The following is a 25,721-nucleotide window of genomic DNA, read 5'->3' as shown; positions in this document are numbered from 1 at the left end:
ATCGTCTATTACATGTCTAGTAAGAAACTGGCCAAGGAAGACGCGACTGAAGTCCTCTTCGTGAAAGAGGCTTTAGGCGATGATCCTACCTTCGGGGTTAACGTGGAACGCTTGCTGAACCATCCAGAAATGGGTTGGGTACTATTTGAATTTCTGAAACTCGGCGGGCCGTTTTCTGATCCCCCGTACAAATGGCGGGACCGACTCGACATTCATGCAAGTCATCCGAACAATTATTGGCACAAAAACGGACGAAAGTTCGTGTCGCTGTGGCAGCTGACGAAAGCACTTGACGGAGTGCTCTTTCTCGTAAACTACTCGGTAAGAGAGGCTGAATCAGAAGACGGTGTACCGGACGACTGTATCCCTCAGCCCTATATCCGAATTCCTCCAGGAACCGACGAGGAGGAGAAAGTTTACTACTACATTGCGAAAGATAAGGGGGCTCACGTCATACAGGTCAACGACATTGACCTCAGCGCTGATTTCAATGATTACGATGCTGAACCCATCGACACACAGCCAATTCCAGAATCAGGGAATGGGATGGATTGGGATGAGTTTAGCACGTGGTTCCGGAAGATCAACCGCGAAAGTAGTAGTGACCCTCGAGACCTTCATTAATTTCCGCCGAGGACTTTAGAGGACTTCCTCGATAATCTCCATCTCGTGTGAATTCAATATTTGTTCAGTATCCCACTGCGAGACAGCGTTGGCTGTTGAGTCCACTACTGTTTCGATTTCGTCCCAGTACTGTTCCGGACTGCCGTTCCGGTTGGCGAACTGTTCAGTGTAGAACTGGTTAAACAATTCCTGAAACCGTTCCGTCTCTGCCCCTTCGCTGCCGACAGTAGTACACCAACGGTTGATCGTTTCTGAGTGGATGTCTAAGTACAGAGAGCTGAGAATTGCGTTCAGGCTGGTCTGTAGGGTTGTTATTTGATCTGAAAGATCCCGGTTGGAGTCGTGGTTCAGTTGTTTGGCTAGCGTAAGTGCCCACGCGAGATGTGCCACTGGGGTTTCGATGGTAGAGGGAACCGCTGGAATCGGGATCGGTTTAGAGTACTGTCCGTCCATCACCCGTGCACTCTCCGTTGTTTCTGAGAAAATTGCTTTCTGCAGGTAGTAGGAGGCACACGGGTGGTTGAGTGCTGCGTATACGAATGCGATCTCCTCCGGACTGCTGTCTGCGAGGGGCACATTTACGAGCTTCTCCGTACCCACTACCTCTCCATTTGCGTCGATCCACGCCCGGAGTCGGGTACCACGGAGTACCTTCAACATGACGCGAGGAACGGCGTATTCGGTAACGGAGTCCTGGTAGTCACTGAGGTCCTTGTGCCAGATGTCCTCCAAGTAGAACTCCTGAACCCACGGGTTTTTGTTGATGTAGTGGTCGTCGCCATCGTCCAACTTCTTCTTCTTGCTATCCGGGATATACAACTGCCTCGTCGTGTCTTCGGTAGACATTACGTCGCCAAGACGACGGTCGTGAGAGCGCAGCCGTTTCAGAACGTCGCTCTGATCGTCAGTTATCGGTCGGAAAATGATGGTTTTCGAGTCCATCATGAACTCCTGGTCCACCCACCCAAGGTGGACCGGCTGGTTCGCAGTCGTACTTCGAAGGTCTCTACTTCGGTGTACAGTTGGGACACTTGTCCGGCCATTACTACCGAGAGTATTGACTATGGCAATGGTTTCGAGGTTCACTCCGACGAACCCGAGTCCGACATCGAAGACGTGCTTGAATTCGGTTTCTTCCAGCAGTCGTTCCCGAATGTCGGACCACGAACTGTAGAAGGCTATGCTCTTGTTGACGATGTAAGAGATGACTCCCTGTTCATGCACGAGGTCCAGTGCTCGTTCGTAGAACCACTCACAGGAGTCATTCGTCCCTTGGCATTCGTAGTTGGCCTCGTTCTTCAACAAGGGTTCCGCTTCCGGGCTCACGGACGCCCCGTACGGTGGATTGCTGATGATGACGTCGAACCCGCCGTATTTCATGAACACGAGCGGGAATTCGAGGGGCCAGTGACACGCATCCAGTTTGTCTTCTCGGAAGTCTTGTCCGGCGTACTCCCGTTCGATGAGAACACTCCAATCGTCTGGGTCTGAGAAGTGCTCCCGGAGTTGGTCGAAGATGTTCTCGACACCCTGCTTATTGAGTGTCGGGCTGTCCAACCGTGCCTTGTATTTGTACGTGGTGAACTCCTGACTTTCCAAATATTCGTCAACGGATTCGGGTATTCCGTCCGGGATTTTGATGCTGAGTGTCGTGGAGGATTGTGGGGCCGCATTCAGACTGTCCCATGCTGCACTCACGTCATCAACGTGATCGGAAATCGAGAGACGATTGTTGTTCGAATCGCTCTGAGCTCCTGCGTACCACTCATCGAGATCTTCTTTCAGGTCGTCGTGGCGACGTTCGAGCTTACGCTTCGTCTCTTTCTCGGGGTCAGTAGCTTCTCTATAGTCACGAACATCTTCCCCATATTGTCGTAGTTGGTTCTCCATCGTAGAAGAACCCAAAGTGTGCTGTTTCCCGGTTGCTGTAGCGGTTTCAGTGAACCCAAGCAGGCTGTTTCCGGTTCGGATATTGAACGTGATGTCCGGCAAGGGTGGGATCTCGTCACGTTCGTCTACGAGTGCACCTTCGGTTGTTGCTACTGGAGTCGCGCTGATCAGCCACAGCCACAGCCGTAGCTTACAGATTTCCGTTGCCCCCTCGAGGATGTCTACACCAAAGATGTTCTGGGCGATGATCTGTCGCCGGAGTACGTACTCATCGGTGTGAGGTCGACACATCGACCGCCACCCGAATAGCGTGTTCGCTACTGCGAGAGCAAACGAGCCGCTCCCGACTGCAGGATCACACACTTTCAACTCTTGTAGCTTCGAATCTAGGTACTCCAAGACTTCCGGGGAGGCTTCGTAAGCCTCGTAAAGGACGTCGAAGCCGTCCTTCTGGTTAGATTCAATTGTCTCGGTTTGGTTCTCACCAGCCCGGTACAGGTCGTCAGGATTGAGGGCTGTCGGTGCTTTTCCTTCGTCGAGGTCTTCGTCAATCTTCTCCAGTAGGCCTTCCCACAGCGCACGGCGGGCTTTGAAGTCGGTTATGTCCTCACCGGTGTAGTACGCACCGACCTCGCTGTTACCCTCGGAGAGCAGGTCGTTTCGCTCGGAAGCGTCTAAATCACTAAGCCGGACGTCATCGCCTACTTTGCTCACCGAAATGACGAACTTCTCGTAGATGTACCCCAAGACGGCCGGGGTGAGGTTTCCGACGGTGTCTGCTTCATCTTCGTCTGTTCCCTCCAGTCCGTCCAGAAGCCAGTTGTACTCGTTGAGTTCGCTGATTAGTGCGTCCCAGTCAAAGTCTTCAACGACGAGTTCTTCGTCCTCGGAGACGATGGTTCCGTCCGTCGTGGTGAGGTCCTCCGGTTGGAAGAGCCCGCCGTTTAGGTACGGGACGGAGAGCCAGTAGGAACCGGTGAATTTAACGCCGTTGGTGTTTCGGGAGTTCAGCCGGTCGAAGAAGATGGTTTGGAGGAGCGTCCAGAAGTCATCGTGCTCGTCCACGAGCGTGTTGAACACGCGGTCTGTTTTCCCTGGAACCATCTCCTTGGAATCGTTCACGGGGATAACGACGCCGCGTTCAACGAGGAAGTAGAGGAAAATTAAGCGGTCGATGATTCGTTGCGCGGAAAGGAGCTCCTCTTGCTTACTGAGCGTGTATCCGCTCTTCGTGGTGAGGGAACTTGCGAGGTCGGAGCGGTGGTCCCAGAGCTCTCGGTAGAAGCGGTCAACAACGTCCTTGTAGTCGAAAAGGACGTTGATGTCTTCAGCGACCTGTTCCAGTTTATCGAGTTTACTTCCTGCCGTCGTACCGGTGTGGATGTTGGGGTTGTAGATGAACTGGAAGTTCCCCCGGGACGCACGGAATACTTGGACACGGTTGGTTTCCGGGTCGAAGAACCAGAAGTACTGCAGACGGGTTCTCCGCTTCAGTTCCTGCGCGATCTTCTTCGGCGTATCCCGAGGGACATTTGCCATCGGGAATTCGAAGTACGCGATCCGTACAGAGCCCTCAATACTGAATCGGTACTTGACATCGTGGTCAGAGTCGTACGTTACAGTGTCCGATGTTGGATCCTCGAAGTACCCCGCACTCACTAAGTATTCATACCCATAATCACCGCTGACGTTTTCCGTCGGTGTCGCGTCCAACGTATTCGGATAGCTCATTTCGCTAGTCATTGTTCTGGTATTTGATGACAGCCTTCACTTCGCTTTCTCCGGACTTGCCCGCCCCTTTCTCGGACATTTGAATAATTGTTTGCCATTCTGGTGAGTTGCGAATTTCGTTGTCGGGGTTCGCCATCCAACTGTAGTCCTCTTCTTGAATCGACGTTAGGTTGTCCGCCAGGCTATTTCGTTGGGGGACTGTGTACGTGTCTGCTTCCAATCGTCCCCGGACAGCACTTAGTGTCTCCATCATTTCCTCGTCAGAAATCAGATCCATCGCATCCTCAACCTGGCCAACTAACTGCGAAGCTGCACGGCCTAATTGACCAGCTGTGACTCGCTCTCGGTTGTACTGTTCTTGCCGTTCCTCTCGGATTTCTTCGATGGTACCCATATCACTCTCGGTAAGTTCCTCGTCACTCGGTCCGGCTTTTACACTCCGGTGTAACGGAGTCCAAATTGAGGGGGCACCCCCAGTCTCACCAAGGATAGCGAAGTCAGACAGTACCGATTCCCGAACCTCAGCGTCGCTATCAGCGGTGTTTTGCTCTTGGCGACCGGAGGGCTTCAACACAGTATAAATCGGCCGTCGTATCGATGGTGAGACTGCTGTCACATCGTCGGACGTCAGGTTATAGGTGTCAATCGCCCGCCGCAGAATACGATCAGTCCGCGTCTCCTCCGGTGGTGTTTGCTCCGGAGCGATCTCGCTTGGGTCGGAGGTGGCTATTGTTTCATTGTAGTCCGCTAAACTCTCGACGTACTCCTCACGTTCGTCCTCGTGCAATTGCTCGACCTTCTTCTCATCCATCAACCAGACGATGAAGTCCAGGCCCACGATATCCAGTATAGTGTCGAGTCGAGCGTCCAATTTTTCGTAAAGTTCCAGCTCTCGGTCAATGGAATCTGCTGGCCGGAAGTTATGGACCTCGACCTTTTTCGGGTTCGTAATGCGTAATGCACGGCCAGTTCGCTGAATTAGCGTAATCGGATTGTACGGAAGGTCGAAATTTACGATGACGTCCGCGCGCGGAATGTTGACCCCCTCTGCTAACATGTCTGTGGTTATTATGACGTCAAATTCACCGCGGTTGAAGGCGGATACGAACTCTTCTTTGTCTTTAGACAAACCACCGTGAATACGTCGTACACCCCCGAATTCTGAAGAGAGGCTTTGATACAGGTACTCTACCGTATCACTGTACTGTGAGAATATAACAACTGGCTTATCTTTAGTCAGTTCGTCTTCGATGATCGACCGTAGTCGCGTAACCTTCCGGTCGCCAGGATAGGGGACGGTCGAGGATTGGCCGAACGAGGACCTGATTCGATCTAACATCTGTCCAATCAGATCGATGTCCGATTTGAGGTTCGTAAGTACCTTCTCCTGAAGGTCTGAATCGAGAGTCCGGTAGGTACCGACGACGGTTTCCAGTCGTTCGAAATCAGTTGCATTGGCGGCTTCCTGTGGGTCAACACTGGTAGACAACGAGGACACGTCATTTTCCTCGATCGCGATATCTCTCTTGAGTGACTCATAGTACAAAATAAAACGCTTGTGCAGGTTGTCGATACTGTCGTGAAATGCTTTGAGGCTACTTTCCAGCCGTTTGTATAACCGCCACTTATGTCGGAAGATTAGGTTATCGAAGTCCTGATACCCTTGACCGTCCCAAAGTTTCGAGGGTTCGTAATTGAGTTGATCAAGGAAGGGAACAATTTCCTCGAAAACTTCGCTCTGATACCGGGAGGGGTAGTCGTACTCTTCTTCGGTGATTTCGGGATCGTCGTACTCAACATCATCACCCGCTAATTCCCGAAGATCCTCTTTGAATTCCTCTTGAATAATCCGCCATGTGATCTTAATGGACAGTTCGTTCTCGATCTTTTTGATATCCTGAATAAGGCTATTGCTTAGATCGTCGTAGTTGTCTAACTGCTTCAGTTCTTGTCTGGTGCTCTCGTAATGGGACTTCAGACCGGCTTTCTCGAATTGTTGTACTCTTCCTGCCCGATAAAATAAGTCGATCAAAGAGAATAGGTCTTCGGGACTAATGTTGATCGGTGTAGCACTCGTTAAGAGTACGTCAGAATCGTTATTCTGGCGGATAATGTCTTCCAGGTTGTTGCGCCGATTACTGTCGTTCCGGTAGTTGTGAGCCTCATCAACGATAATCAGACTGAACCGGTCGGTGTATTCACGATAGTCAAAGACGCGATCACCCTCGGTTGCCTCTTCAAGTGGTTGTTTCTGCAACATCCCCATCGAGAGGAATTCTGTTTCGGAGTCGATGTTGAATTCCTCGAACACTTCTATCCACTCTTCGGTAACGTTTGAGGGAGCGATAACCAGGATTTCTTTATCTGGTGATCGGCGCTGATAGGTTGCTGCAGTTTGCGCAGCGACGTATGTCTTGCCAGTCCCTACACTGTTCGAAAGAATATATCCTCCGTAACGCTGGAGTCGCTCCATCACGATGTTGTACGTTAAATTTTGATACTCCAAGAGCGGTGATCCATCGGTCGAGGTGGTGCTGTCCAACAAGTAGTCTCGGTCAAGGTAACGAATGAGCTTGGCAAAGAAGACCGACGGTGGCTGGTATACGTAGTCGCTCTGTTGAACGTTTTCAAGAACTTCTAATACATCAAGATCTTCTTCACCGTATTCCCACAACTTGTCGAACCACTCCCGAAACAGCTCTCGATCCTGATTCCCGGTCTGCATTTGAACCGAGAGTTCGATGTTATTTTGCAGCCCTCCTTTACTGAAGTTAGCCGAACCAGCCCAAATGTCATCTGGGACATCAGAGCGGAGATAAAAGCTGTACAGTTTTGGGTGGAACTTACGGTCGGTGATAACCCGGAAATCAACCAAGTCCCGTTTGATGAGCTGTCGAAGAACTTCGATTGCTTCGTCATCGTACTCGATGACCTGATCGGTGACAAGAGAGAGCAAGATTGATTTCGTTCGATTGGAGGTTTCTGGCCCCATTACAACCCTGATGGGTGCCTCAGTCCCCCAGTCTGGATCTTCGATTTGACTAATGGTGTCCGTCTCAATTAATTCCTGAAAGGTGTCTGAGATCGTTTCAAATCCGGAGAAAAAGAGGAATCCCGTTCCAATATCCATTCGGAAGCTGTTCGCACGGTCTTCCTCAATTGCCTTCTTCAGGTAGTGTTCAAAGACATCTTGGACACTGCCCTCCTTCTCATCCGTCAACAAGCCAGCATTGTTATCGATAACCCGGTTTCCAATATCCCTCATCGGTTTTCTTGCTCTTTTAGTAGTGACTTGATGACTGAATCAAGTGACGTGTGGTCTTCTTCGTCTTTGATTTCTTCCAGACGTTCTTTCGTCCACTCTTGGACTTTAATCGTCGGCATGAGTGTGAGGTCGGAGGACCATTCCATAAATGTACTGTCGAGGCGTCATTCCAGTTCACCAAAAGTATACCAGTAGTACACTTATATGCCTCCTTTAGTTGTCCTCCCACCTCTCAGTTCATCTGGATAATTTGGAAAGAAAACGTATCGGGATGCGCCGAGAACGGTTACTCGGCGTCGCTACTCGGTGCGATATCGATGTCGTCGAACGTCGCGAACGTTCCAGATTCGGCGTGTTCGAGCGCCGCGAGCGCGTCGACGTAGCCGGCACCGACGGATTCGGCTGTGTAGGACTCGTGTCGTTGTTCGTCCGCGGTCGCCTCGAGCGTCACGAGAACGTCCATCGGATCGGGTGGCTCGTCGCCGTGTTCGATTGCCGCGTCGTAGACTAACGCGGCACAGCCAGCGGTGACGGGACAGGACATGCTGGTGCCGGACATGGGGCCGTAGTAGAGTTCTTCGTTTGGCTCGACGATGTTTAGCGGATCCACCGGATTGAGCGTGCTCACCACGTCCTCTCCCTTCGCGGTGACGCCGGTGCGGTAGAGACCTAGTGGACCGTCGATTTCGTCTTCGGGAACGTCGTCGAAGTGTTGCGTGAGGTTTTCGTACGCGAGCTCACGGTCGTGGTTGTCTTCGTCGAACGAGCCGTCTTGTGGTCGTCCGCGCGAAGAAAAGTCCGCGACGGCTTCCTCGTCGTCGGTTGCCCCAACGCCGAGGACGTGTGGCGCCTTTGCGAACTGGCTCAACGTCCCGTGGTCGGGGCCGTCGTTGCCCGCCGAGAACACCGGGAGGATCCCCGCGTCGTGAGCGTGCCACGTCGCGACGTTCATCGGATCGTCGGGAACGAACGGCCGATCGTCTTCGACCGTCCCGTAGGAGTTCGAAACAACCTGAATATCGTGTTCCCCGTCGCGCTGACGACTGAGCAGGTCGTCGTACGCTGCCACGACGAATACCATCAGGAGCCCAGCCAGACCAACCGAATACACCGTCAGATCGGCGTCGGGTGCCATCCCCGCGTACTCGCCGTCGCTCTTGCCACCGGTAGCACCGACACTGCCGGCGCAGTGCGTTCCATGACCGCTGCGGTCGGTGTCGAGGCTCCCGAGTTCTTCCCACCAGAGTGGTTCGTCCTGTACCTCGGGGATTCCAATGTATCGGTAATTCGCTTCGAGATCGGCCTCGAGGTCCGAATGCGCTCCATCGATACCCGAATCGATGACCGCGACGTGAACGTTCTCGCCGGTATAGCCCGTCTCGAGTCCGTCACCTACCTGTACCGCGTCCGCGTTGGTGTCGCTCCGGGCGTCGTCGTTGTGGTACTCGAGTTCGTAATTCGAGGAGACGTATCGGACCTCGTCCCACTCGGCGACGAGTTCGATGAGTGATCCCGGTAGTTCGGCGTACGCGATCGGGAGGACGTCGAAGCCGATCGAGAGTTCCACATCGAGGGCCTCGAGGCGGACGATATCGTCGTTCGACTCGAAGACGACGAGCACCTCCTGGAGTATTTCGCTTCCGAGATCGAGATCGTCGTCGACGAGCGTGTCACCGACAGCGGTGAGTCCCTCCAGTGCATCGCCGAGATCGAGGGCTGTTCCCGTGGCGGAGAGTGCAACGCTACCGGTAACTCCGGTACCGATTCCTGTGAGTACTGTGCGTCGAGTTCGTCGATTGGTTGAGTCGTCGGGTTGCATCGTATCCCGTATCGCCTCTTTCGTTGCGACTTGGTAACTATTAACTCGGTAACTAGTTTTAAACTGTACAAATCGGAACTAAAAACACTCAGGTCTCGTCATCGATTTCGAACTCGTTCTACTCGTGATTGGTGGCTGTTCCGCCAGTATCGATGCGAGCACTACCGTTCTCGGAATTCGCGTTCTGACTGTCGACAGTACTCAATTACTGTCCCCGGCGAGCGCACTCACTCGATTGGCTCCGTTGGTACGCGTACCGATAAGTAACTACTATCGACGAGTGGTCAGTTTAATCCACTATGGGGGCGTATATTGTGACATGGGTGTCAATAACATGCATGCGACCGACGGTACCGGTATCTGGGGTGGTGGATTCATTGGTGGCCTAGTTGCCGGAATCGCGATGGGACTGGTACTCCACTTCGGCGCGAACTTGGTCGAATTACTGGGAGGGCTTATTCCAGGAACGGGTGTAGCAGTCGCGGTCGGCTGGACCGTTCACCTGTCGCTCAGCGTCGTCTTTGGACTGCTGTTCGCCGCTGTCGCCTCGAGGCCGATGGTGCAAGAACAGGTGGCCACGTTCACCGACTACGTGATCGGGGGCTTACTCTTCGGGGCAGTCCTCGGTCTCTTTGCCGGGGGGCTCTTGTTTCCAGTCGCAATGCAGGGTGCCGGCATCGCGACGTTTCCCCTTCCGTTCCTGCCAGTTCCGGGCGTCGCTGGAGAGTTGCTTAGTGCGCTCGTGTTTGCACTCGGTCACCTCGTTTACGGGTTGGTACTGGGGGCTGTGTTTGCGACAATCAACGGCGTCACACCAGTTGGACTGCACAAGCGAGTTCCGCTGGTGCGTTGAGCGGTTTATCGACACGTGCGGTGGGATTCTCGCCCGCGTTTCAGTCGGTGTCTCAGTTCGGTGAATCCGCTTTCGGAGTTCGAAGCCCTTATACTCGAGAGTTGGCTACCAACACGTAGTCTCGCTGAGTCGCGGGCATCAGTGGGCACCTGTTCGGCGGTCGACGCCACCACAGGTCGGGATGTGATCCGCGGGGAATCGGCCCCGGTCGGGATTGAACCAGGAAACGCCCGCGGTGAATACCAATGGCAAAAAGCTTCTATTCCCACATCAAGGACGCGTGGAAAGACCCCGACGACGGCAAACTCGGCGAACTGCAGTGGCAGCGAAAACAGGAGTGGCGCGATCAGGGCGCAATCGAGCGTATCGATCGACCGACGCGCCTCGACAAGGCTCGAGAACTCGGTTACAAGGCCAAACAGGGAATCATCGTGGTTCGCGTCTCGGTTCGGAAAGGGACGGCTCGCAAAGAGCGTTTCACCGCCGGTCGCCGAACGAAACGCCAGGGTGTCAACCGTATCGGACGGCGCAAGAACATCCAGCGTATCGGTGAGGAACGCGTCTCGCGAAAGTACCCCAACCTGCGCGTGCTCAACAGCTACTGGGTTGGCGAAGACGGCTCCCAGAAGTGGTTCGAAGCGATCCTCGTCGATCCGAATCACCCGGCGATCGAAAACGACGACGACCTCAACTGGATCTGTGGCAACAGCCACCAGAACCGTGCGTTCCGTGGCCTGACCAACGCGGGCAAGGCAAACCGCGGACTCAACAACCGTGGCACGGGTGCCGAGAAGGTCCGTCCGTCGAACAACGGCGGCAAGGGTCGCGGCAAGTAACGCCGTCGAGATTCAAGATTACTGCAGATTTCGCTTTTCGGACTCGAGAACGAATCAGCTTCGGCGAGAGCCAACCGTGGCGAAACGAACGTATTCGACCGAGAGTGTCGAATGCCGAAACGAACCCGGGGCTTATCTTGATGGACGGCCTATTTCTGGACACATGGCACAACATGTCCTCGTTCCCGTAGACGACTCGAACCGTTCGATGCAGGCACTCGAGTTCGCCTGTCAGGAGTACCCGAATGCCACGATTACGGCGTTGCACGTCCTCGATCCGGGTGATTTCTACGCCGCGACGGGGATCGAAGGCGGTGCGATGGCGAACTACGACGAGATTCAACAACATCAGGAAACCCAAGCAGAGAACCTCTTAGAGCAGGCGAAAGCCCAGGCGAGTGAGTACGACGTCGATATCGAAACGGATCAGGTCATCGGCGGCATTTCTCGATCGATCGTCGAGTACGCCGACGAACACGACGTCGACCACGTCGCCGTCGGAAGCCACGGACGAACGGGTGCGAGTCGAATTCTCCTCGGAAGCGTCGCAGAAAAGGTCGCTCGTCGCTCACCGGTTCCAGTTACGATCGTCCGATAACACCGAATCCACCTACCGCTCGCGTTCTCTCTCCTAACGGACTCGAGGCGAGGCTGTACGCCTCGTTATGCGGAAATCGTTTGGCTTTCTCGTTCGGATTCCGAAGAGCGCATGTCCAGATCGGCACGCAGTGCTTCGATCGCGTCTTCGGGATCGGTTTCGGAGTTGAAGACCCGGTCGAAGCCCATCTCTCGGAAGTGTTTTCGAGTGTTCTCGAAGTCGTCCTGACCGACGGCGAGGTTGCCTCCGATATAGGTCGTGACGTCCTCGAGTCCGGCGTCGACGATCTGCTGGTGGAAGCCCTCACAGTCCTGTTTCGCGTGACCGTAGAGGGAGGAGACGAGTACAGCCTCTGCGTCGTGCTCGGTTGCGGCGTCGACGAAATCCTCCTGGGACGTTTGCACGCCGAGGTTGATGACGTCGAATCCGGCCGCCTCAAACGCTCGTTCTAAGATGGTGATTCCGACGACGTGGGCGTCGGACCCAATCACGCCGAGGATGACTGTCTTCGTCATGGTCGTACTCCCACCGAAGACGGGGACCACCATAAACCTAATGATTAATAATGTGCTAGCCGTTCGCACACTCCCCATTCACGATCGAAACGAGAACCAACGGTAATTCGACAGCGACCGATGCTCGTGGCCCTGAATTGGCGACCGTCGGTCGATTCGGGGTACCGATACGCGACGGCGTAGATCAGTAGACGGTCGTCAGGGCACCGACTGGCGCATCAGTTTGCTCGCGGGCGCGATGCATTCCTTCTTCACCCGCTGCGATGAGTGCGAACACGCCGGCGGCGTCGGCGTCGGCAGTCTCGACGATATCGAGCAACAGCTCTTGTGTCTCACCCGAGCGGATGAGGTCGTCGACGACGAGCACCGCGTCACCGTCGTCGATCGCCGATTCGGGGAGATAGTAGGTGAGTTCGATTCCGGATTGGAGGCGCTCTCGAGCCTCGATGAACTCCTCGACGGCGGTCTCCTTTCGCTTTTTCGCGTAGACACACCGAGTTCCGTAGTAACTCGCGAGCGACGCAGCGAGCGTAATTCCGTCCGTTGCGGCCGTGAGAACCACGTCGGGTCGCTCGAAGTCGAACCCGTTGGCGACGACGGGGGCGACGAGGTCGAGAAACGGCTGATCGAAGACCGCAGCGGAGTTGTCCACGTAGCCTTCGTCGTCGACGCGAATACGCGCCTCGAGTTCCCCACTCAGGGCTTCGTGGCCGAGTTCTTCGACGACGTCTCGTGCGCGTTCGGTTCCCGGAAGGACGTGGCCATTGACGTAGCGGTTGAGATCTCCCGCCGGTAGCCCCGTCGTCTCGGCGAGTTCGTCGTACGTTCTCGTCTCTTTTAACATTCGCAAGACATCTACCGCCCGAAGCTGAAGGGCGGCTTTCTCGGCGCGGTTCATAACTAGTATGCACGATCCTGCAAGTATGGGTATTTCGATCGAGTTGTTCGCTCAGATCCCCACGTATGTGATTAGATATCACGCACGTAGGATTTTGTATCGAGTCACGAGACCGTGAGTAGCGCGTCCGCGCCTCTGTCGTTTCACAGGTGTTTCAGACCGTGGTAATTCGTAAGTGGCAGACCGTGGTGGCGAGAGTGTTACTCCTGCAGGAAGTCCGGTTCGGTCCGCTGTTCTGCTCGCTCGCTCTCGAGGTGGCCCCTGAATTCCTCGATTCCGACGTCGTACTCCTGATCCTCGAAGCGATCCCGGACCGAGATATTGCCGTCTGCTTCCTCGTTGTCGCCGACGATGATCTGATAGGGGACGCGGTCGTCGTGGGCTGCACGGATCTTGCGTTCTAACGTCGAATCTCGACCGTCGACTTCGACGCGGAAGTCGTCGAACTCGTTGGCGACCCGGTGGGCGTAGCCGAGGTTGTTGTCCGAAATCGGGAGCACGCGAACCTGCTCGGGTGCGAGCCACAGCGGGAACCGTCCCTCGTAGTGCTCGATGAGCATCATGAAGAAGCGCTCGTAGCTGCCGTAGAGCGCGCGGTGGATCATGACGGGTTGGTGTTCCTCGTTGTCTTCGCCGACGTAGTCGAGGTCGAAGCGCTCGGGCATGTTGAAGTCGAGTTGGACCGTCGGGCCGTCCCACGAACGACCGATCGCGTCCTCGAACGCGAAGTCGATCTTCGGGCCGTAGAACGCGCCGTCACCCTCCTCGATTTCGTACTCCTGATTGCGCGCCTCGAGGACGTTCTCGAGTTGTTCCTCCGCGCGTTCCCAGATTTCGTCGCTGCCGACGGACTTCTCGGGGCGCGTCGCGAGCGCCATCTCGTAGTCGAGGTCGAACGTCTCCAAGACGTCCGTGATCATGTCCATGATCTGTTCGACTTCGCTGCGGATCTGGTTGGGACGGATGAACAGGTGACCGTCGTCGATCGTAAAGGCCCAGACGCGAGAGAGCCCCGACAACTCTCCGCGCTGTTCCTTTCGGTACACTTTGCCGTTCTCGGCGTAGCGAATCGGTAGATCACGGTACGACCAGGATTGGTCCTGGAAGATGGCGGCGTGACCGGGGCAGTTCATCGGCTTCAGGCCGAACTCGTCGTCGCCGACGTCGAAGATGAACATGTCGTCGGCGTAGTTCTCGTAGTGACCAGAGCGGTGCCAGAGATCCGTCTTGAAGACGTGGGGCGTCTCGACGTAGTCGTAGCCCGCCTCTTGGTTGAGATCCTCGACGAAGTCCTCGAGTTCCTTCAGAATCGTCTTCCCCGGCGGGTGATAGAGCGGGAGGCCGGGACCGGTCACGTCCTGGATCGAGAAGAGGTTCATCTCGTTGCCGATGCGGCGGTGATCTCGCTTTTCGGCTTCTTCCTTGCGCTCGAGGAACTCTTCCAAGTCGCTTTCGTCCTCGAAGGCCGTCCCGTAGATTCGCGTCTGCATCGTGTTCTCCTCGTCGCCGCGCCAGTACGCGCCAGCGATCTCGAGCAGTTTCACGACGCCGATTTCGCCGGTCGAGTCGACGTGCGGGCCGGCACAGAGGTCTTCCCACTCGCCCTGTTTGTAGAACGAGACGGTGTCGTTCTCGTCGGCGAACTCAGAGAGGAGTTCGAGTTTGTACGGTTCGTCGGCGAGTCGTTCCTCAGCCTCTTCGATCGAGACGTCCTCGCGCTCGATCTCGTAGTCTTCCGCGATGATCTCCTCGATCTCTCGCTCGAGATCGACGAGGTCTTCCTCGTCGATCTCGAGGTTGTCGAAGTCATAGTAAAAGCCCTCGTCCGTCGGCGGGCCGATGGCCAGTTTGACCTCCTCGGCGTCGTACAGTCGCTCGACGGCCTGTGCGAGGCAGTGTGACGCCGAGTGACGCATAACCTCGAGGGCCTCCTCGCTTCCGTCGGTGACGATCTCGAGTTCGACGCCGTCGTAGACGGGTGCTTCTTTGGCGACGAGGTCGCCGTCGAGTTTCCCGGCGACCGTGTCGCGGCCGAGACCGGGACCGATCTCGTAGGCACAGTCCTCAACCGTCGCGTCGGGGGCGACTGCGAGTTCGGATCCGTCTGGCAGTACGACCGTAATCTGTTCTTGGGAGTGGGAATCTGATTCTGACATTGGTATCGCTATCGCTGGGTGGTGAACTTCACAGAGAAGTTCGGTCGAGCGTCCGCGGGTACCACTCGACTGTGAATCCGATCTGACACAGCGAGCAGCAGGTGAGAGTTAGAAGCGGGCGAGAGCCCCTGTAAAGCGGACACCTACCATCGTAGCTACGAGTTGTCTCGAGCGGGATAAAAGCGTTGTGATGGTCTACGAGTCGACGTTTCGGACCGATACTCGTTTTTCGCCTCGTGACTCACTGAGGTGTATGATGGCAAACGCCGTGCTCTTCGACCTCGACGACACGTTGTATCCATACTCGCCCTGCCGGGATGCGGGCCTCGAGGCGGCCCGCAAAACCGCCCGCGAGTTCGGCTACGACTTCGACCGCGAGTCGTTCGAGGACTTCTACCAGACCGGTCGCACGGAAGTCAAACGCGAACTCTCGGGAACGGCGGCTACCCACGAGCGGTTCATCTACTTCAAGCGCGCGCTCGAGGAACTTACCGACGAATCGAGACCCGGTGACGCCCTGGCGCTCGGTGACGCGTTCTGGGAGGCCTACCTCGAGGAGATGACGCTCTTCCCCGCCGTCGAGGAGACCCTCGAGACGCTGCAGTCGGCGGGAATCGACGTCGCTATCACGACCAACCTGACGACTCGAATTCAACTCGCGAAAGTCGAGAAACTGGGACTCGAGCCGTACATCGACCTCCTGCTCACCTCCGAGGAGACGGGTCGAGAGAAGCCGGGATCGGTGATGTTCACCCTGCCGCTGGCCCGACTCGAGTGTCGGCCCTCGGAAGCCGTGATGGTCGGTGACGACGTCGAAGCAGATATCCTCGGCGCGAACGCGGTCGGCCTCGAGACGGTGCTCTGGAACGCCGACCCGGACGAACCCCTCGAGGGGCGACGAGCGCCCGACCACAGGATAGATGCGTTCGAGGAACTAACGGAGGTTGTACTGTGATTCTCGAGTCCGAGCGCCGACAGGTTGTCGAACACGCTGCTGAACTGGCCGAACTGACCCCCGCACGAACCGGGAATCTGAGCGTCCGTGAGAGTACTGACGGCGACGCCTTCGCAATCACGCCGACTGGGGTTCCCTACGACAGTTTCGACGTCGCGGAGACGCCGGTCGTCGGCGTCGACGGCGAGCAACGCGACGGCGAGATGGCCCCCAGCAGCGAGGTTCCGATGCACAGCGCGATCTACCGACGCGAAGACGTCGGTGCCATCGTCCACACGCACTCGCCGTGGTCGACGGCGATGGCGACCGCCCACCAGCCCCTACCGCCGATTCACTACATGATCGTCGCGGTCGGGAAACGGGTTCCCGTCGCATCGTACGCCCCCTACGGAACCGACAAACTGGCTGAAAATATCGTCGAAGCCATGTCGGCGGCTGACTCGACCGCCGCGTTCATCGAAAACCACGGATTGGTCGTCACCGCACCGGATCTCGAGACCGCCCTCGAGAACACCCACCACGTCGAGAGTCTGGCACGGCTGTACCTCGAGATCAGATCGGCGAGCCTCGAGCCCCGACCCTTGACCGACGAGCAACTCGAGACGGTCCTCGAGCAGTTCGAATCGTACGGACAGTAACGGAAGACGGCAAAGACGGCAATTCGGTGGCGCGAATTCAGCCGCTCACCCCCTCACTCACTCACACACTTACTCACTTACTCGCTCACTCCCGGTCGGCGAGCAACTCGCTCGCCGTTACCAGCGACTCCATCTCGACGTCGGCGGCTTCGACGTTCTCGCGACCGCCTTCTTCGCGGTCGACGACGACCAGTGCACGCTCGACGGTCGCACCCGCCTCTCGGAGCGCTTCGATGGCGTCGACGAGGCTGGTCCCTGTCGTGACGATGTCCTCGAGCACGACGACCTCTTCGCCGTCCTCGAGTCGTCCCTCGACGAGATTGCCGGTGCCGTACTCCTTTCGCTGCTTGCGCGCGATGACGTAGGGAACTCCCGCTGCGACGCTCGTCGCTGCGGCGAGCGGGACGGCACCGAGTGCGACGCCGGCGAGTTTGTCGTCGGCGTCGACGCGCTCGGCGAAGGCTTCGGCGACGGTCTCGAGGCAGTCCGGGTCGGTCTCGAAGAGGTACTTGTCGACGTAGTACTCGCTCGTGTCTCCGTGGGCGAGGTCGAACTCGCCGAACTGGACGGCGTCTGCCTCGCGTAAGGCGTCGATGAGTGCCTGGTTCGTCATTGCTCGAAGGGCCGTTCCGCACCGAAATAAACGGTGTGGAACTCGCCGTCACCTTGAGTCCGGAGTCTGCGGTGAGTTTCTATTCGCTCGAGCGTGACGCGGGTCGTTTCGCGAGGATATCTTTTTGTCGTCGTCGATGAAAATAGTGGGTTATGACACCATCTCGCGCACCGGAGCCACACCCGAACATCAAGGCGTTCCTCGAAATGTACAACTCCCTCGACACACCGGAGTTCACCGAGGTTTCGCCACAGGAGGCTCGAGAGATGTTCGAGAAACTCCGCGTCGGCGGCGACCCCGTCTGCACGCTCGAGTCGGTCGACGACCGAACCATCGACGGCCCGGATGGAGCGATCGACGTTCGGATTTACGAACCCGGACCGAGTGAAGACGGACGCAGTGGGCCTGAAGACGGCGACCGACCGCTGATCGTCTACTTCCACGGCGGCGGTTGGGTCATCGGTAGTATCGACACGCACGACAACACCTGCCGAAAACTCGCGACGGAGACGGGGTATCCGGTCGTCAGCGTCGACTACCGCCTCGCACCCGAACACCCGTTCCCGGCGGGACTCACGGACTGTTACGCGGCGCTCGAGTGGGCGGTGGACGCAGCGCCGGCGCTCGATGCCGATCCGGAGCGACTCGTACTGGCTGGCGACAGCGCGGGCGGGAATCTGGCGGCGTCGACAGCATTGCTCTCGCGGGACCGCGACGGCCCCGACGTCGCCTATCAACTGCTTGTCTACCCCGGAACGGGCGACGTCACCGAGACGGCGGCCTACGCCGAGAACGGCGAGGATTACTTCCTCACCACCGACGACATGACTTGGTTTCGCGAACACTACTTCGAGCACGAAATCGACCAAGGGAACGTCTACGCGATGCCACGCCTCGCGAACGATCTCTCCGGACTCCCGCCGGCGACGGTCGTCACTGCCGGCTTCGATCCGCTACGCGACGACGGTGCGGCCTACGCAGATCGACTCGAGGAGGCGGGCGTCTCCGTCACCTATCGCAACTACGATGACATGATCCACGGCTTCTTCGGCATGATCTCGGATCCCGTCAACCTCGACCAGGCCCACGCGGCGTACGACGACGCCGTCGGCGACCTTCGGCGACACCTCGAGTGATCGACCGGTCGTCTCCGAAAGTGCGATCTGGACTGCCTCTCGGAACACGATCCACGCTGGCTACCGAAGCACGGTCCGATCCATCTACCCCGTGAGGTCCATATCGGGATTCCACGCGACTTCCCAGAGGAAGCCGTCGAGATCCGCGAAGTATCCCGAGTACCCGCCCCAATCGGTATCACGAGCGGGTTTACGGATCGTCGCCCCTGCGCCGCTCGCTTCCTCGAGGACGGTATCGACGTCCCGTTTCGACTCGACGTTGTGTGCGATGCTCATTCCTCGAAACCCGTCCCCGTCGGCGCAAACGGTGGCGTCCTCGGCGAGTGCGGTTCGCGGATACAACGCGAGCCACGCGCCGGCGGTTTCGAAGAACGTAACGTCTCCCTCAGACTCGTACTCTGGCAACCCGAGTCCGTCTCTGTAGAACCGCGTCGATGCCTCGAGGTCCGTCACACCTAACGTGAGCATGCTGATTCGGGGTTCCATGTGGGTTGTTCACGGGGAAGGCGCAAAAAGGAGCGCCCGACCTACCGGGCCGCCCATCCCTCGAGCGAAGTCAAAAACGTCTAACGACGGGCGTTCCTCGACACGTCCATGCACGTTTCTATCGTCGGCAGCGGCTACGTCGGAACGACCGTCGCCGCCTGCCTCGCGGATCTCGGTCACGAGGTCGTCAACGTCGAAATCGACGAGGAGATCGTCGAGACGATCAACGCCGGCGAGGCCCCGATCCACGAGTCCGGACTCGAGGAGCGAATCGCCGAACACGCGGGCGCAAACCTGCGGGCGACGACCGACTACGACGCAGTCCGCGAGACCGACGTCACCTTCCTCTGTCTCCCGACGCCACAGGCCGACGACGGGAGTCTCGACCTGGCGATCATGCAAGCCGGGGCCGAATCGCTCGGCCGTGCACTCGCCGCGAAGGACAGCGACCACCTCGTCGTGGTCAAAAGTACGGTCTTGCCAGGTACGACCGAGGACGTCGTCGGCCGGGTCCTCGAAGATCACGCCGGAACGCGAGTTGGCGACGGTCTCGAACTCGCCATGAATCCCGAGTTTCTGCGGATGGGAACGGCAGTCGAGGACTTCCTCGAGCCCGACAAGGTGGTCGTCGGAGCGACGAACGAGGAAGCCCGAGCGACGCTTCGCGAACTGTACGCCCCGATTTTAGAGCGCGAGGATACCGACCTCGTCGAGACCGACATCCGCGAAGCCGAACTCATCAAGTACGCGAACAACGCCTTCCTCGCGTCGAAAGTCTCGCTCGTGAACGAACTCGGAAACATCGCCAAGGCCTACGGTGCGGACGCCTACGAGGTGCTCGAGGCGGTCGGACTCGACGATCGAATTTCGGCCCAGTTCATGCGCTCGGGGCTCGGCTGGGGCGGTTCGTGTTTCCCGAAGGACGTCGCCGCCTTACGCGCGGGGGCACGCGAACAGGAGTACGAACCGGAACTACTCGATGCCGTCGTCGCGGTCAACGACGCCCAGCCGCGACGACTCGTCGACCTCCTCGAGAAGCACGTCTCGGGCGAAGGCGACGAGTCGCTCGAGGGGTCCCGAATCGCCGTCCTCGGGCTGTCGTTCAAGCCGGGAACTGACGATGTCCGAAAGTCGCGCGCGTTAGACGTCATCGACACGCTACACGAGCGTGACGCCACCGTCGTCGCGTACGACCCGGTTGCAGTCGAGAACGTCCGTTCCGAGTACCCGACCGTCGAGTTCGCCGGATCTGCCAGTGACGCACTCGAGGGTGCAGACGGGGCCGTCGTGGCGACAGACTGGCCGGAGTTCGACGAGCTATCGTTCGAGGGAATGGCCCAGCGAATCGTCGTCGACGGGCGGCGAATCGACGTCGACGAGTCGACGCTCGACGCATACGAGGGCCTGACCTGGTGACCCAGCGATCGAGACAGATCGCTTTTCGTGACACTGTTGTTGAGAACTCGATCAGTATACTTTTGCAGTCACGGGGCAGAATACCTGCCGATGGATGATGATGCGGTTCGCGCGGGTCCGAATATCTCCGTGGGCGACGGCGAGGTTATCGCCATGAGTCAGGAAACGCGCGACATCAGCACTGACGAGGTCTGTATCCTCATCCCGACGCTCGACGAGGCGGCCACGATCGGCGACGTTATCGACGGGTTTCACGACGAGGGATACACGAACGTCTTCGTCGTCGACGGCGACTCGGACGACGAGACGTGCGAGATCGCCCGCGACCGCGGCGCACACGTCCTCGTTCAGTCCGGAAACGGAAAGGGACAGGCAGTCCGCGAGGCGCTCGAGTACGTCAACGTCCCCTACGTGTTGATGCTCGACGGCGACGGTACGTACGATCCCGCCGACGCGGATCGCATGCTCGAGCCGCTCTCTCGGGGGTACGAGCACGTCATCGGCAACCGCTTTGCGGACATGGACGACGACGCGATGAAGGCCCTGAACGGCTTCGGCAATCGGGTGATCAACAGGTCGTTTCGGTTCATACACGGGGCCGACTACGACGATATTCTCTCGGGGTACCGCGCGTTCACCGTCGACTCGTTCGAACGGCTTTCGCTCGACTCCGACGGGTTTACGATCGAGACCGAACTCGCCGTCGAGTGCGTCAAACATGGCGTCGAGACGACGGTCGTCCCGGTCAGTTACGGCGCCAGGCCCGACGAATCGGAGACGAACCTCCACCCGGTCACAGACGGCGGCACGATCATCCTCGCGCTCTACTCGCTCGCCAAGACGAACAACCCGCTATTCTACTTCGGGAGCCTCGGGATCGGCGGAATCGCCTCCGGTGGAGTCATCGCGACGTACGTCCTCTGGCGATGGGTCCAATACGGCATCGGTCACGAAATCCTCGCGATGGTCTCGGCGGCCGCGGTGTTGTTGGGCGTGCAACTGCTCATGTTCGGCGTCCTCTCGGACATGCTCGTCACGCTCCATCGCGAACAACGCCGTCGCCTCGAGCAGATCACCCGCCGGAGTCGACAGCGCGACGACGACTAACGAACTCACGGTGTCCGGCGAGCGGTATCCAACGAACGCGTATCGCGTATGAAGGTCTCGGTGCTGACCGTGGGCAAAAGGGTGGCGAAGAACGAGGTCACAGCCGAATCGGCTACCCGTCCGAACGCAGCCTCTGAAAGTGTTCTACAGAACGACCTCGAGTATCCTCGGAATGTCCTCGAGTGTCCTCAGAACGGAAGCATCGAGCGCATCTGTTGGAACATGCCACCGGAGTTGTTCTCTCGGTACTCCTCGAAGGGGCCATGGAGTTCGTTGAGCAGTTCCTGACGCGAGCGGAACTCTCCGGTCTCTACTCGGTCGATCATCTCGCCGAGTGAGACCGTGTTCCCGTGGACATCGTAGGCGATCTGTTCGTGACCGAGTTCCGCGGCGACGTCGTCTTTCGTCGCCGGAAACGAGAGGTCAGCGTCTCTGAGTTGTGCGTCCACAGCAGCGATACCGAACTCGACGCTCTCGGGTTCGTCGTCGTCTCCGTTCGACGGTGGCCGGACTCCCATACGTAGGGGTAATGAGTCCGAAAGCAAAACCGCTACGAAGACTGACGCGACTGTCACTGCTCCAGTACGCTCTCGCGTCGAGGCCCAGCCTCGAGTGTCGACACGCCTTTGGCGACGGCCACGGAGTATCCGACTATGACCGAATACACGACGGTGTCGATCCCGAAGGACCTCGCTGATCGCGTCGAAGACACGATCGAAGGAACCAGCTTCCAGAGCACGAGCGACCTCACACGCTTTTTGCTCCGCAGCATCGTCATCCAACACCAGAAACAGGGCGAGCTCACCGAAGCCGAGTTCGAAGAGATCACCGAACAGCTACGCGGATTAGGCTACCTCGAGTGAGCGAAAACCGGGGGAAGGCGGGCCCGTTTTGCATGTAAGCCCTCCGTTTATCCGAAGCGAGGCGGCTAGGATCGCGTGGAGGTCGAACTCGCATGCCACACATTCCTGATTTCCCCTCTCGATCGAACGAAGACGACCAACGAGAGGAATCGAACCGTGGAAGCATCATCGACCAGATAATCGGTGACGGGCCGTCGACGCCGAGCGGATAAGCAGCTTTTGGCGCCAGTGTCGGCCGAACGGACGGACGTCGCAATTCGAGCCCCTATTTTCCGACCACTCACCCGCGAAGCGACTGCTCCGGCGGATGTGCGTCGAGAACCTCGAGTGGGTGTCGCTCGCCGCGACGGTCGAAGGCGGCGAACGTCCGCTCGCCGTACTCCCAGGGCGGAACGGCGACGAAGACGACCTGTGCGAGGTCGTCTCGTTTGGTCACCTCGAGTTCGCGAACTGGGTGCGAGACGAACCGCCCCTGAAACTGTCTGGCCGGCGTCGAGAGATCGACGCCGAAGACGGCGTTGACGGCGTTTCCCAGATTGGGGAGCAGAAAGTCCGTGAACACGGGCGTCTCGGGTGGGAGTCCGTCGGCACCCTCGAGTTCGCCTGCCGGCGTGATGGAGACGCCCGTCGTCACGCGGTCCGGATCGGCGTCGCTCGCCAGATCGAGCAGTACGTCGACCAGTGCCCGCGTGATGTATACCACATCGAACGTACACGCCGGTCGTAGTTAGCTGTGTTCCCTCACCCTGAAAACGGGCCGAGTCGCCAGAGCATTCCCGCGGTGAGTCGCGGGATGCGCCGACGCGAGGTCGAAAGTGCCTCCTCGAGCGCACTCGGTGCGTCGGTCGTAATCCCAGCCCCGTGACCGACGAGGATCCGTTCCGGCGAGAATCGCTCGAGGGCATCCCTCGGCGGAACGAGTCGACGCATCGGATGGACGCCCAGGCGCTCGGAACCGGCGAGGAAGTACGACGAGGCGCCGAGCGATTCGGGGACGACGAGCGTTCCCTCCTCGCGGTCGTACAACGCGGCTTCCTGCCAGAATCGGCTGTCGACGAGTTCGAGGGCTCCGATACCGGTATCCGAAAGCTCGTCGGAGAAGCGAGCGACCGGCGCGTCGAGGTCTTCGGTGACGCCGTCGAAGAATCGGGGGAGGTAGACGGGAACGTTGTGCCGGTTCGCGACCGTCTCGGCGTCCCGCGTGTGTCGGTCGAGCAAGACGACGACGCCGGTGACGTCGCCGAGTTCCGTAAGCAGATTATCGACTCCCGGCGCGTCGACGGGATCGATGACCCAGACCTCGCCGTCTTTCTCGAGGGCGTGACTCGCCCGTTTCATCCGCTCTTCGGGATGGGCGATCCAGCCGATACCACCGTCGAAGTGGTCGATCTCCTGAATCTCGCTGGCGTGCTCGTCGACGCGGAAGGTCATACCGTCGATACGGTCGTTTCGGCCATAAACGTACGTGCACTCGGCGACGCTTCTATGACACTGTCTGGTGTACACCTGGCTACATGCTCACTGGCCTGTCCTGGCTCGCCCTCGAGGTCAAGTACCTCGAGCGAGCGCGGTCGTTCTACGAGGAGACGCTGGAATTGACGCTCGAGGGGAAAACCGACTCGGAGTTGCGGTTCTCCGCGGGATCGACCGACCTCGTTCTCAGACGCCCGGACGGCGTTCCTCGGGGCGGGTTGCACACTCACTACGCCTTCTCGATTCCGAGCGGAGAGTACGACGACTGGTGGGACCGACTGAGCGAAACCTACGACCTCGAGGAAGCCGAGTTCGGGTCGAGTCGGTCGTTGTACCTGTACGACCCGGACGGCAACTGCGTCGAATTGGGTCAACAGTCCGTCGACGGGCCGGGGATCGACGGCATCTTCGAGGTCGTTCTCGAAGTCGAAGCCCTCGAGCGCGCGGCCGACCTGTACGGCGAATTGGGCTTCGAGACCGTCGACGTGGGCGACGACCGAAAACGCGTCCGGATGGACGGGCCGATGGCCCTCGAGTTGTGGGAGCCACACCTCGGTCTCGCGGACGCGAGAGGGGGGGTTCACGTGGATCTCGGGTTCGAAACCGACGATCTGGACGCGGTGGTTTCCGCCGTCTCGGAACGGGTGTGCTCGCTCGAGCGAGCGTCCGACACGACGGCCGTTATTCGCGATCCGGACGGCCACGTGTTGACAGTCACTGAAGCGTGACTGCCGACGGAGAACGCCGCGAGAGGCAGAATACGGCGACGACAGCGCATCCCGCCGAGTGCAAGCCAGCCGTTTATCGAGTGGAGGACTGTCGGATCAGACGGAGTCATGAGCATCGATTCAACCCAATCCCTCTTCGTATCCGGGCTACAACACGCGTACTACACCGAACAACGACTCCTCGACGCGCTCGAGGAACTCGAACAGTCCTCTTCGAACGAGGAACTGCAAAGCGGATTCGCCGAGCACCGCGAGGAAACTCAGATCCACATCGACCGCATCGAGGACGTCTTCGAGCAACTCGACGCGAACGCTGAAGCGAAAGAAGATCCCGTCGTCGAGGGGATGATCTCCGCCCACGAGGAGTTCATGGACCAAGATCCGAGCGAGCAAGCCATCGACCGGTTCAACATCGCGGCGGGCCAGAAGTCAGAACACTACGAAATCGCCGTCTACGGCAACCTCATCCCGATGGCCGATCAGATCGGGATGGACGACGCGGCCGACACCTTAGAGCAGACGCTCCGCGAGGAACAGGACGAACTCGAGACGCTCTCGGAGATGGGCGAGCAGTTCGACTACGAGGAACTCGAGGCTGCCGGATAGCGCCGATAGCGGCGCACCCGCATTTGCTTTTTCGGCAGTGGTCGGATTAGAGACGGTCCGTACTGACGTCGACACCTGGCGGCGTTACGAGCAAGAAGCCACGAAAGTGCACGAGGTTCCCACCGGATTCTTTCACGTCGCGAGCGAAGCCGGCGGCCAGATCGTTGACATCCCCGTCGACGTTGAGGACGAGGACGTTTCCCTTGGATATTGCTTCGAGCCACTCGTCGGGGTCCGTCGTCCCGTCGAGCACCCCGAGGATGATACTCCCCTCGAGCTCGAGTTCTTCGTCGATGTGTTCCTCGACTGTTCGCAGGTCGAGGTCGAAATCGCTCATACCGGGTGGGTCGAACCGTGACGAGAAAAACGTTCGCCTCCACCCGTTTGCGCTACGGCCTGCCGTGTTGATGGCTGCACCACACAGCACGGCGTTTCTCGGGAAACGGGTGATCAAAAGTCTCTCCTCTCCGTTCCGAGCGAAAGCGCTCTTGGTTCACTCGCGGAGACTGTGAGCC

The 25,721-nt window shown here is 58.2% G+C and carries 25 protein-coding genes; 12 read left to right on the top strand and 13 right to left on the bottom strand.

Annotated elements, in window-relative coordinates; all coding sequences use genetic code 11:
• Positions 1-12: 12 nt before the first annotated feature.
• The gene (locus tag BB347_RS09630) at positions 13-624 is read left to right on the top strand and encodes a hypothetical protein (protein WP_076580944.1); all 612 of its coding nucleotides are present in this window, start codon (positions 13-15) and stop codon (positions 622-624) included.
• Positions 625-639: 15 nt separating this feature from the next.
• Here BB347_RS09630 and BB347_RS09625 read toward each other — a convergent pair whose 3' ends face one another.
• From BB347_RS09625 to BB347_RS09615, 4 genes are all read right to left on the bottom strand, one after another.
• Positions 640-4,257, bottom strand: coding sequence for an Eco57I restriction-modification methylase domain-containing protein (locus BB347_RS09625; protein WP_076580942.1), 3,618 nt, complete (start codon positions 4,255-4,257; stop codon positions 640-642).
• The gene (locus BB347_RS09620; protein WP_076580941.1) at positions 4,250-7,510 is read right to left on the bottom strand and encodes a helicase-related protein; all 3,261 of its coding nucleotides are present in this window, start codon (positions 7,508-7,510) and stop codon (positions 4,250-4,252) included. Before BB347_RS09620 ends, BB347_RS09625 begins: the two co-directional genes overlap by 8 nt.
• Positions 7,507-7,629, bottom strand: a complete 123-nt coding sequence (locus BB347_RS19800; RefSeq protein WP_257787604.1) for a hypothetical protein — start codon at positions 7,627-7,629, stop codon at positions 7,507-7,509. The genes BB347_RS09620 and BB347_RS19800 overlap by 4 nt, the downstream gene beginning before the upstream one ends.
• Before the next feature lie 167 nt (positions 7,630-7,796).
• Positions 7,797-9,329 carry a S8 family peptidase gene (locus BB347_RS09615; protein ID WP_076580939.1) on the bottom strand — a complete coding sequence of 511 codons (1,533 nt, stop codon included), beginning with the start codon at positions 9,327-9,329 and terminating at the stop codon, positions 7,797-7,799.
• A 319-nt stretch (positions 9,330-9,648) separates the two neighbouring features.
• On the opposite strand from BB347_RS09615, the gene BB347_RS09610 reads away from it, so the two are divergent.
• The 3 genes from BB347_RS09610 to BB347_RS09600 all read left to right on the top strand — a co-directional run bounded on the left by BB347_RS09610 (position 9,649) and on the right by BB347_RS09600 (position 11,616).
• Positions 9,649-10,182: a hypothetical protein gene (locus tag BB347_RS09610; RefSeq protein WP_076581694.1), complete on the top strand. Its 534-nt coding sequence runs from the start codon at positions 9,649-9,651 to the stop codon at positions 10,180-10,182.
• A gap of 245 nt (positions 10,183-10,427) precedes the next feature.
• Positions 10,428-11,018, top strand: a complete 591-nt coding sequence (locus BB347_RS09605; RefSeq protein WP_076580938.1) for a 50S ribosomal protein L15e — start codon at positions 10,428-10,430, stop codon at positions 11,016-11,018.
• A 163-nt stretch (positions 11,019-11,181) separates the two neighbouring features.
• Complete coding sequence (locus BB347_RS09600; RefSeq protein WP_076580936.1) at positions 11,182-11,616, top strand: universal stress protein; 435 nt, start codon at positions 11,182-11,184, stop codon at positions 11,614-11,616.
• Between the two features lie 65 nt (positions 11,617-11,681).
• Here BB347_RS09600 and glmS read toward each other — a convergent pair whose 3' ends face one another.
• From glmS to thrS, 3 genes are all read right to left on the bottom strand, one after another.
• Complete coding sequence (gene glmS, locus BB347_RS09595) at positions 11,682-12,131, bottom strand: methylaspartate mutase subunit S (RefSeq protein WP_076581692.1); 450 nt, start codon at positions 12,129-12,131, stop codon at positions 11,682-11,684.
• 184 nt (positions 12,132-12,315) lie between these two features.
• On the bottom strand, positions 12,316-13,029 hold the full coding sequence (locus BB347_RS09590) for a phosphoribosyltransferase family protein (protein WP_076580935.1): 714 nt from the start codon (positions 13,027-13,029) through the stop codon (positions 12,316-12,318).
• Positions 13,030-13,229: 200 nt separating this feature from the next.
• Positions 13,230-15,185: a threonine--tRNA ligase gene (thrS, locus tag BB347_RS09585; RefSeq protein ID WP_076580933.1), complete on the bottom strand. Its 1,956-nt coding sequence runs from the start codon at positions 15,183-15,185 to the stop codon at positions 13,230-13,232.
• A 253-nt stretch (positions 15,186-15,438) separates the two neighbouring features.
• Between thrS and BB347_RS09580 the strand changes: the two genes are divergently transcribed.
• Positions 15,439-16,140 (top strand): HAD family hydrolase, encoded by a 702-nt coding sequence (locus BB347_RS09580; protein ID WP_076581691.1) that lies wholly within the window; start codon positions 15,439-15,441, stop codon positions 16,138-16,140.
• Positions 16,137-16,778 carry a class II aldolase/adducin family protein gene (locus tag BB347_RS09575; RefSeq protein ID WP_076580931.1) on the top strand — a complete coding sequence of 214 codons (642 nt, stop codon included), beginning with the start codon at positions 16,137-16,139 and terminating at the stop codon, positions 16,776-16,778. The genes BB347_RS09580 and BB347_RS09575 overlap by 4 nt, the downstream gene beginning before the upstream one ends.
• Positions 16,779-16,863: 85 nt before the next feature.
• On the opposite strand, the gene pyrE is transcribed toward BB347_RS09575, so the two are convergent.
• Positions 16,864-17,391: an orotate phosphoribosyltransferase gene (pyrE, locus tag BB347_RS09570; protein ID WP_076580929.1), complete on the bottom strand. Its 528-nt coding sequence runs from the start codon at positions 17,389-17,391 to the stop codon at positions 16,864-16,866.
• A 152-nt stretch (positions 17,392-17,543) separates the two neighbouring features.
• Here pyrE and BB347_RS09565 point away from each other — a divergent pair, with 152 nt between their 5' ends.
• Positions 17,544-18,527 carry an alpha/beta hydrolase gene (locus tag BB347_RS09565; RefSeq protein WP_076580927.1) on the top strand — a complete coding sequence of 328 codons (984 nt, stop codon included), beginning with the start codon at positions 17,544-17,546 and terminating at the stop codon, positions 18,525-18,527.
• An 84-nt stretch (positions 18,528-18,611) separates the two neighbouring features.
• On the opposite strand, the gene BB347_RS09560 is transcribed toward BB347_RS09565, so the two are convergent.
• Complete coding sequence (locus BB347_RS09560; protein ID WP_076580925.1) at positions 18,612-19,013, bottom strand: VOC family protein; 402 nt, start codon at positions 19,011-19,013, stop codon at positions 18,612-18,614.
• Between the two features lie 108 nt (positions 19,014-19,121).
• On the opposite strand from BB347_RS09560, the gene aglM reads away from it, so the two are divergent.
• Both aglM and aglJ read left to right on the top strand, forming a co-directional pair.
• Positions 19,122-20,429, top strand: coding sequence for a UDP-glucose 6-dehydrogenase AglM (gene aglM, locus BB347_RS09555; protein WP_076580923.1), 1,308 nt, complete (start codon positions 19,122-19,124; stop codon positions 20,427-20,429).
• 90 nt (positions 20,430-20,519) lie between these two features.
• On the top strand, positions 20,520-21,536 hold the full coding sequence (aglJ, locus tag BB347_RS09550; RefSeq protein ID WP_076580921.1) for an S-layer glycoprotein N-glycosyltransferase AglJ: 1,017 nt from the start codon (positions 20,520-20,522) through the stop codon (positions 21,534-21,536).
• A gap of 188 nt (positions 21,537-21,724) precedes the next feature.
• Here aglJ and BB347_RS09545 read toward each other — a convergent pair whose 3' ends face one another.
• Positions 21,725-22,054: a DUF5789 family protein gene (locus BB347_RS09545; RefSeq protein ID WP_076580919.1), complete on the bottom strand. Its 330-nt coding sequence runs from the start codon at positions 22,052-22,054 to the stop codon at positions 21,725-21,727.
• 135 nt (positions 22,055-22,189) lie between these two features.
• Between BB347_RS09545 and BB347_RS09540 the strand changes: the two genes are divergently transcribed.
• Positions 22,190-22,399 carry a ribbon-helix-helix domain-containing protein gene (locus BB347_RS09540; protein ID WP_076580917.1) on the top strand — a complete coding sequence of 70 codons (210 nt, stop codon included), beginning with the start codon at positions 22,190-22,192 and terminating at the stop codon, positions 22,397-22,399.
• 280 nt (positions 22,400-22,679) lie between these two features.
• Here BB347_RS09540 and BB347_RS09535 read toward each other — a convergent pair whose 3' ends face one another.
• A complete protein-coding gene (locus tag BB347_RS09535) occupies positions 22,680-23,102 on the bottom strand; it encodes an MPN domain-containing protein (protein WP_076580915.1) in 423 nt (140 codons plus the stop codon).
• A gap of 38 nt (positions 23,103-23,140) precedes the next feature.
• Positions 23,141-23,830: a hypothetical protein gene (locus BB347_RS09530; RefSeq protein WP_076580913.1), complete on the bottom strand. Its 690-nt coding sequence runs from the start codon at positions 23,828-23,830 to the stop codon at positions 23,141-23,143.
• Between the two features lie 83 nt (positions 23,831-23,913).
• Here BB347_RS09530 and BB347_RS09525 point away from each other — a divergent pair, with 83 nt between their 5' ends.
• Positions 23,914-24,600 (top strand): VOC family protein, encoded by a 687-nt coding sequence (locus BB347_RS09525; RefSeq protein WP_076580911.1) that lies wholly within the window; start codon positions 23,914-23,916, stop codon positions 24,598-24,600.
• 108 nt (positions 24,601-24,708) lie between these two features.
• Complete coding sequence (locus BB347_RS09520) at positions 24,709-25,206, top strand: YciE/YciF ferroxidase family protein (RefSeq protein WP_076580909.1); 498 nt, start codon at positions 24,709-24,711, stop codon at positions 25,204-25,206.
• A 46-nt stretch (positions 25,207-25,252) separates the two neighbouring features.
• On the opposite strand, the gene BB347_RS09515 is transcribed toward BB347_RS09520, so the two are convergent.
• Positions 25,253-25,543 carry a DUF5779 family protein gene (locus BB347_RS09515; protein ID WP_076580907.1) on the bottom strand — a complete coding sequence of 97 codons (291 nt, stop codon included), beginning with the start codon at positions 25,541-25,543 and terminating at the stop codon, positions 25,253-25,255.
• Between the last annotated feature and the right edge of the window lie 178 nt (positions 25,544-25,721).

The sequence above is a fragment of the Natronorubrum daqingense genome, from assembly GCF_001971705.1.
In the GTDB taxonomy this organism is placed as follows: domain Archaea; phylum Halobacteriota; class Halobacteria; order Halobacteriales; family Natrialbaceae; genus Natronorubrum; species Natronorubrum daqingense.
Note: the sequence above shows the minus strand (reverse complement) of the source record. Positions and strands in the feature narration are given on the sequence as shown.

What these genes read in the sequence shown, in the direction of transcription:
- BB347_RS09630 (WP_076580944.1), top strand. Translation starts at nt 13, where the DNA reads ATGTCTAGTAAGAAACTGGCCAAGGAAGACGCGACTGAAGTCCTCTTC.
- BB347_RS09625 (WP_076580942.1), bottom strand. Translation starts at nt 4,257, where the DNA reads ATGACTAGCGAAATGAGCTATCCGAATACGTTGGACGCGACACCGACG.
- BB347_RS09620 (WP_076580941.1), bottom strand. Translation starts at nt 7,510, where the DNA reads ATGAGGGATATTGGAAACCGGGTTATCGATAACAATGCTGGCTTGTTG.
- BB347_RS19800 (WP_257787604.1), bottom strand. Translation starts at nt 7,629, where the DNA reads ATGCCGACGATTAAAGTCCAAGAGTGGACGAAAGAACGTCTGGAAGAA.
- BB347_RS09615 (WP_076580939.1), bottom strand. Translation starts at nt 9,329, where the DNA reads ATGCAACCCGACGACTCAACCAATCGACGAACTCGACGCACAGTACTC.
- BB347_RS09610 (WP_076581694.1), top strand. Translation starts at nt 9,649, where the DNA reads ATGGGTGTCAATAACATGCATGCGACCGACGGTACCGGTATCTGGGGT.
- BB347_RS09605 (WP_076580938.1), top strand. Translation starts at nt 10,428, where the DNA reads ATGGCAAAAAGCTTCTATTCCCACATCAAGGACGCGTGGAAAGACCCC.
- BB347_RS09600 (WP_076580936.1), top strand. Translation starts at nt 11,182, where the DNA reads ATGGCACAACATGTCCTCGTTCCCGTAGACGACTCGAACCGTTCGATG.
- glmS (WP_076581692.1), bottom strand. Translation starts at nt 12,131, where the DNA reads ATGACGAAGACAGTCATCCTCGGCGTGATTGGGTCCGACGCCCACGTC.
- BB347_RS09590 (WP_076580935.1), bottom strand. Translation starts at nt 13,029, where the DNA reads ATGAACCGCGCCGAGAAAGCCGCCCTTCAGCTTCGGGCGGTAGATGTC.
- thrS (WP_076580933.1), bottom strand. Translation starts at nt 15,185, where the DNA reads ATGTCAGAATCAGATTCCCACTCCCAAGAACAGATTACGGTCGTACTG.
- BB347_RS09580 (WP_076581691.1), top strand. Translation starts at nt 15,439, where the DNA reads ATGATGGCAAACGCCGTGCTCTTCGACCTCGACGACACGTTGTATCCA.
- pyrE (WP_076580929.1), bottom strand. Translation starts at nt 17,391, where the DNA reads ATGACGAACCAGGCACTCATCGACGCCTTACGCGAGGCAGACGCCGTC.
- BB347_RS09565 (WP_076580927.1), top strand. Translation starts at nt 17,544, where the DNA reads ATGACACCATCTCGCGCACCGGAGCCACACCCGAACATCAAGGCGTTC.
- BB347_RS09560 (WP_076580925.1), bottom strand. Translation starts at nt 19,013, where the DNA reads ATGGAACCCCGAATCAGCATGCTCACGTTAGGTGTGACGGACCTCGAG.
- aglM (WP_076580923.1), top strand. Translation starts at nt 19,122, where the DNA reads ATGCACGTTTCTATCGTCGGCAGCGGCTACGTCGGAACGACCGTCGCC.
- aglJ (WP_076580921.1), top strand. Translation starts at nt 20,520, where the DNA reads ATGGATGATGATGCGGTTCGCGCGGGTCCGAATATCTCCGTGGGCGAC.
- BB347_RS09545 (WP_076580919.1), bottom strand. Translation starts at nt 22,054, where the DNA reads ATGGGAGTCCGGCCACCGTCGAACGGAGACGACGACGAACCCGAGAGC.
- BB347_RS09540 (WP_076580917.1), top strand. Translation starts at nt 22,190, where the DNA reads ATGACCGAATACACGACGGTGTCGATCCCGAAGGACCTCGCTGATCGC.
- BB347_RS09530 (WP_076580913.1), bottom strand. Translation starts at nt 23,830, where the DNA reads ATGACCTTCCGCGTCGACGAGCACGCCAGCGAGATTCAGGAGATCGAC.
- BB347_RS09525 (WP_076580911.1), top strand. Translation starts at nt 23,914, where the DNA reads ATGCTCACTGGCCTGTCCTGGCTCGCCCTCGAGGTCAAGTACCTCGAG.
- BB347_RS09520 (WP_076580909.1), top strand. Translation starts at nt 24,709, where the DNA reads ATGAGCATCGATTCAACCCAATCCCTCTTCGTATCCGGGCTACAACAC.
- BB347_RS09515 (WP_076580907.1), bottom strand. Translation starts at nt 25,543, where the DNA reads ATGAGCGATTTCGACCTCGACCTGCGAACAGTCGAGGAACACATCGAC.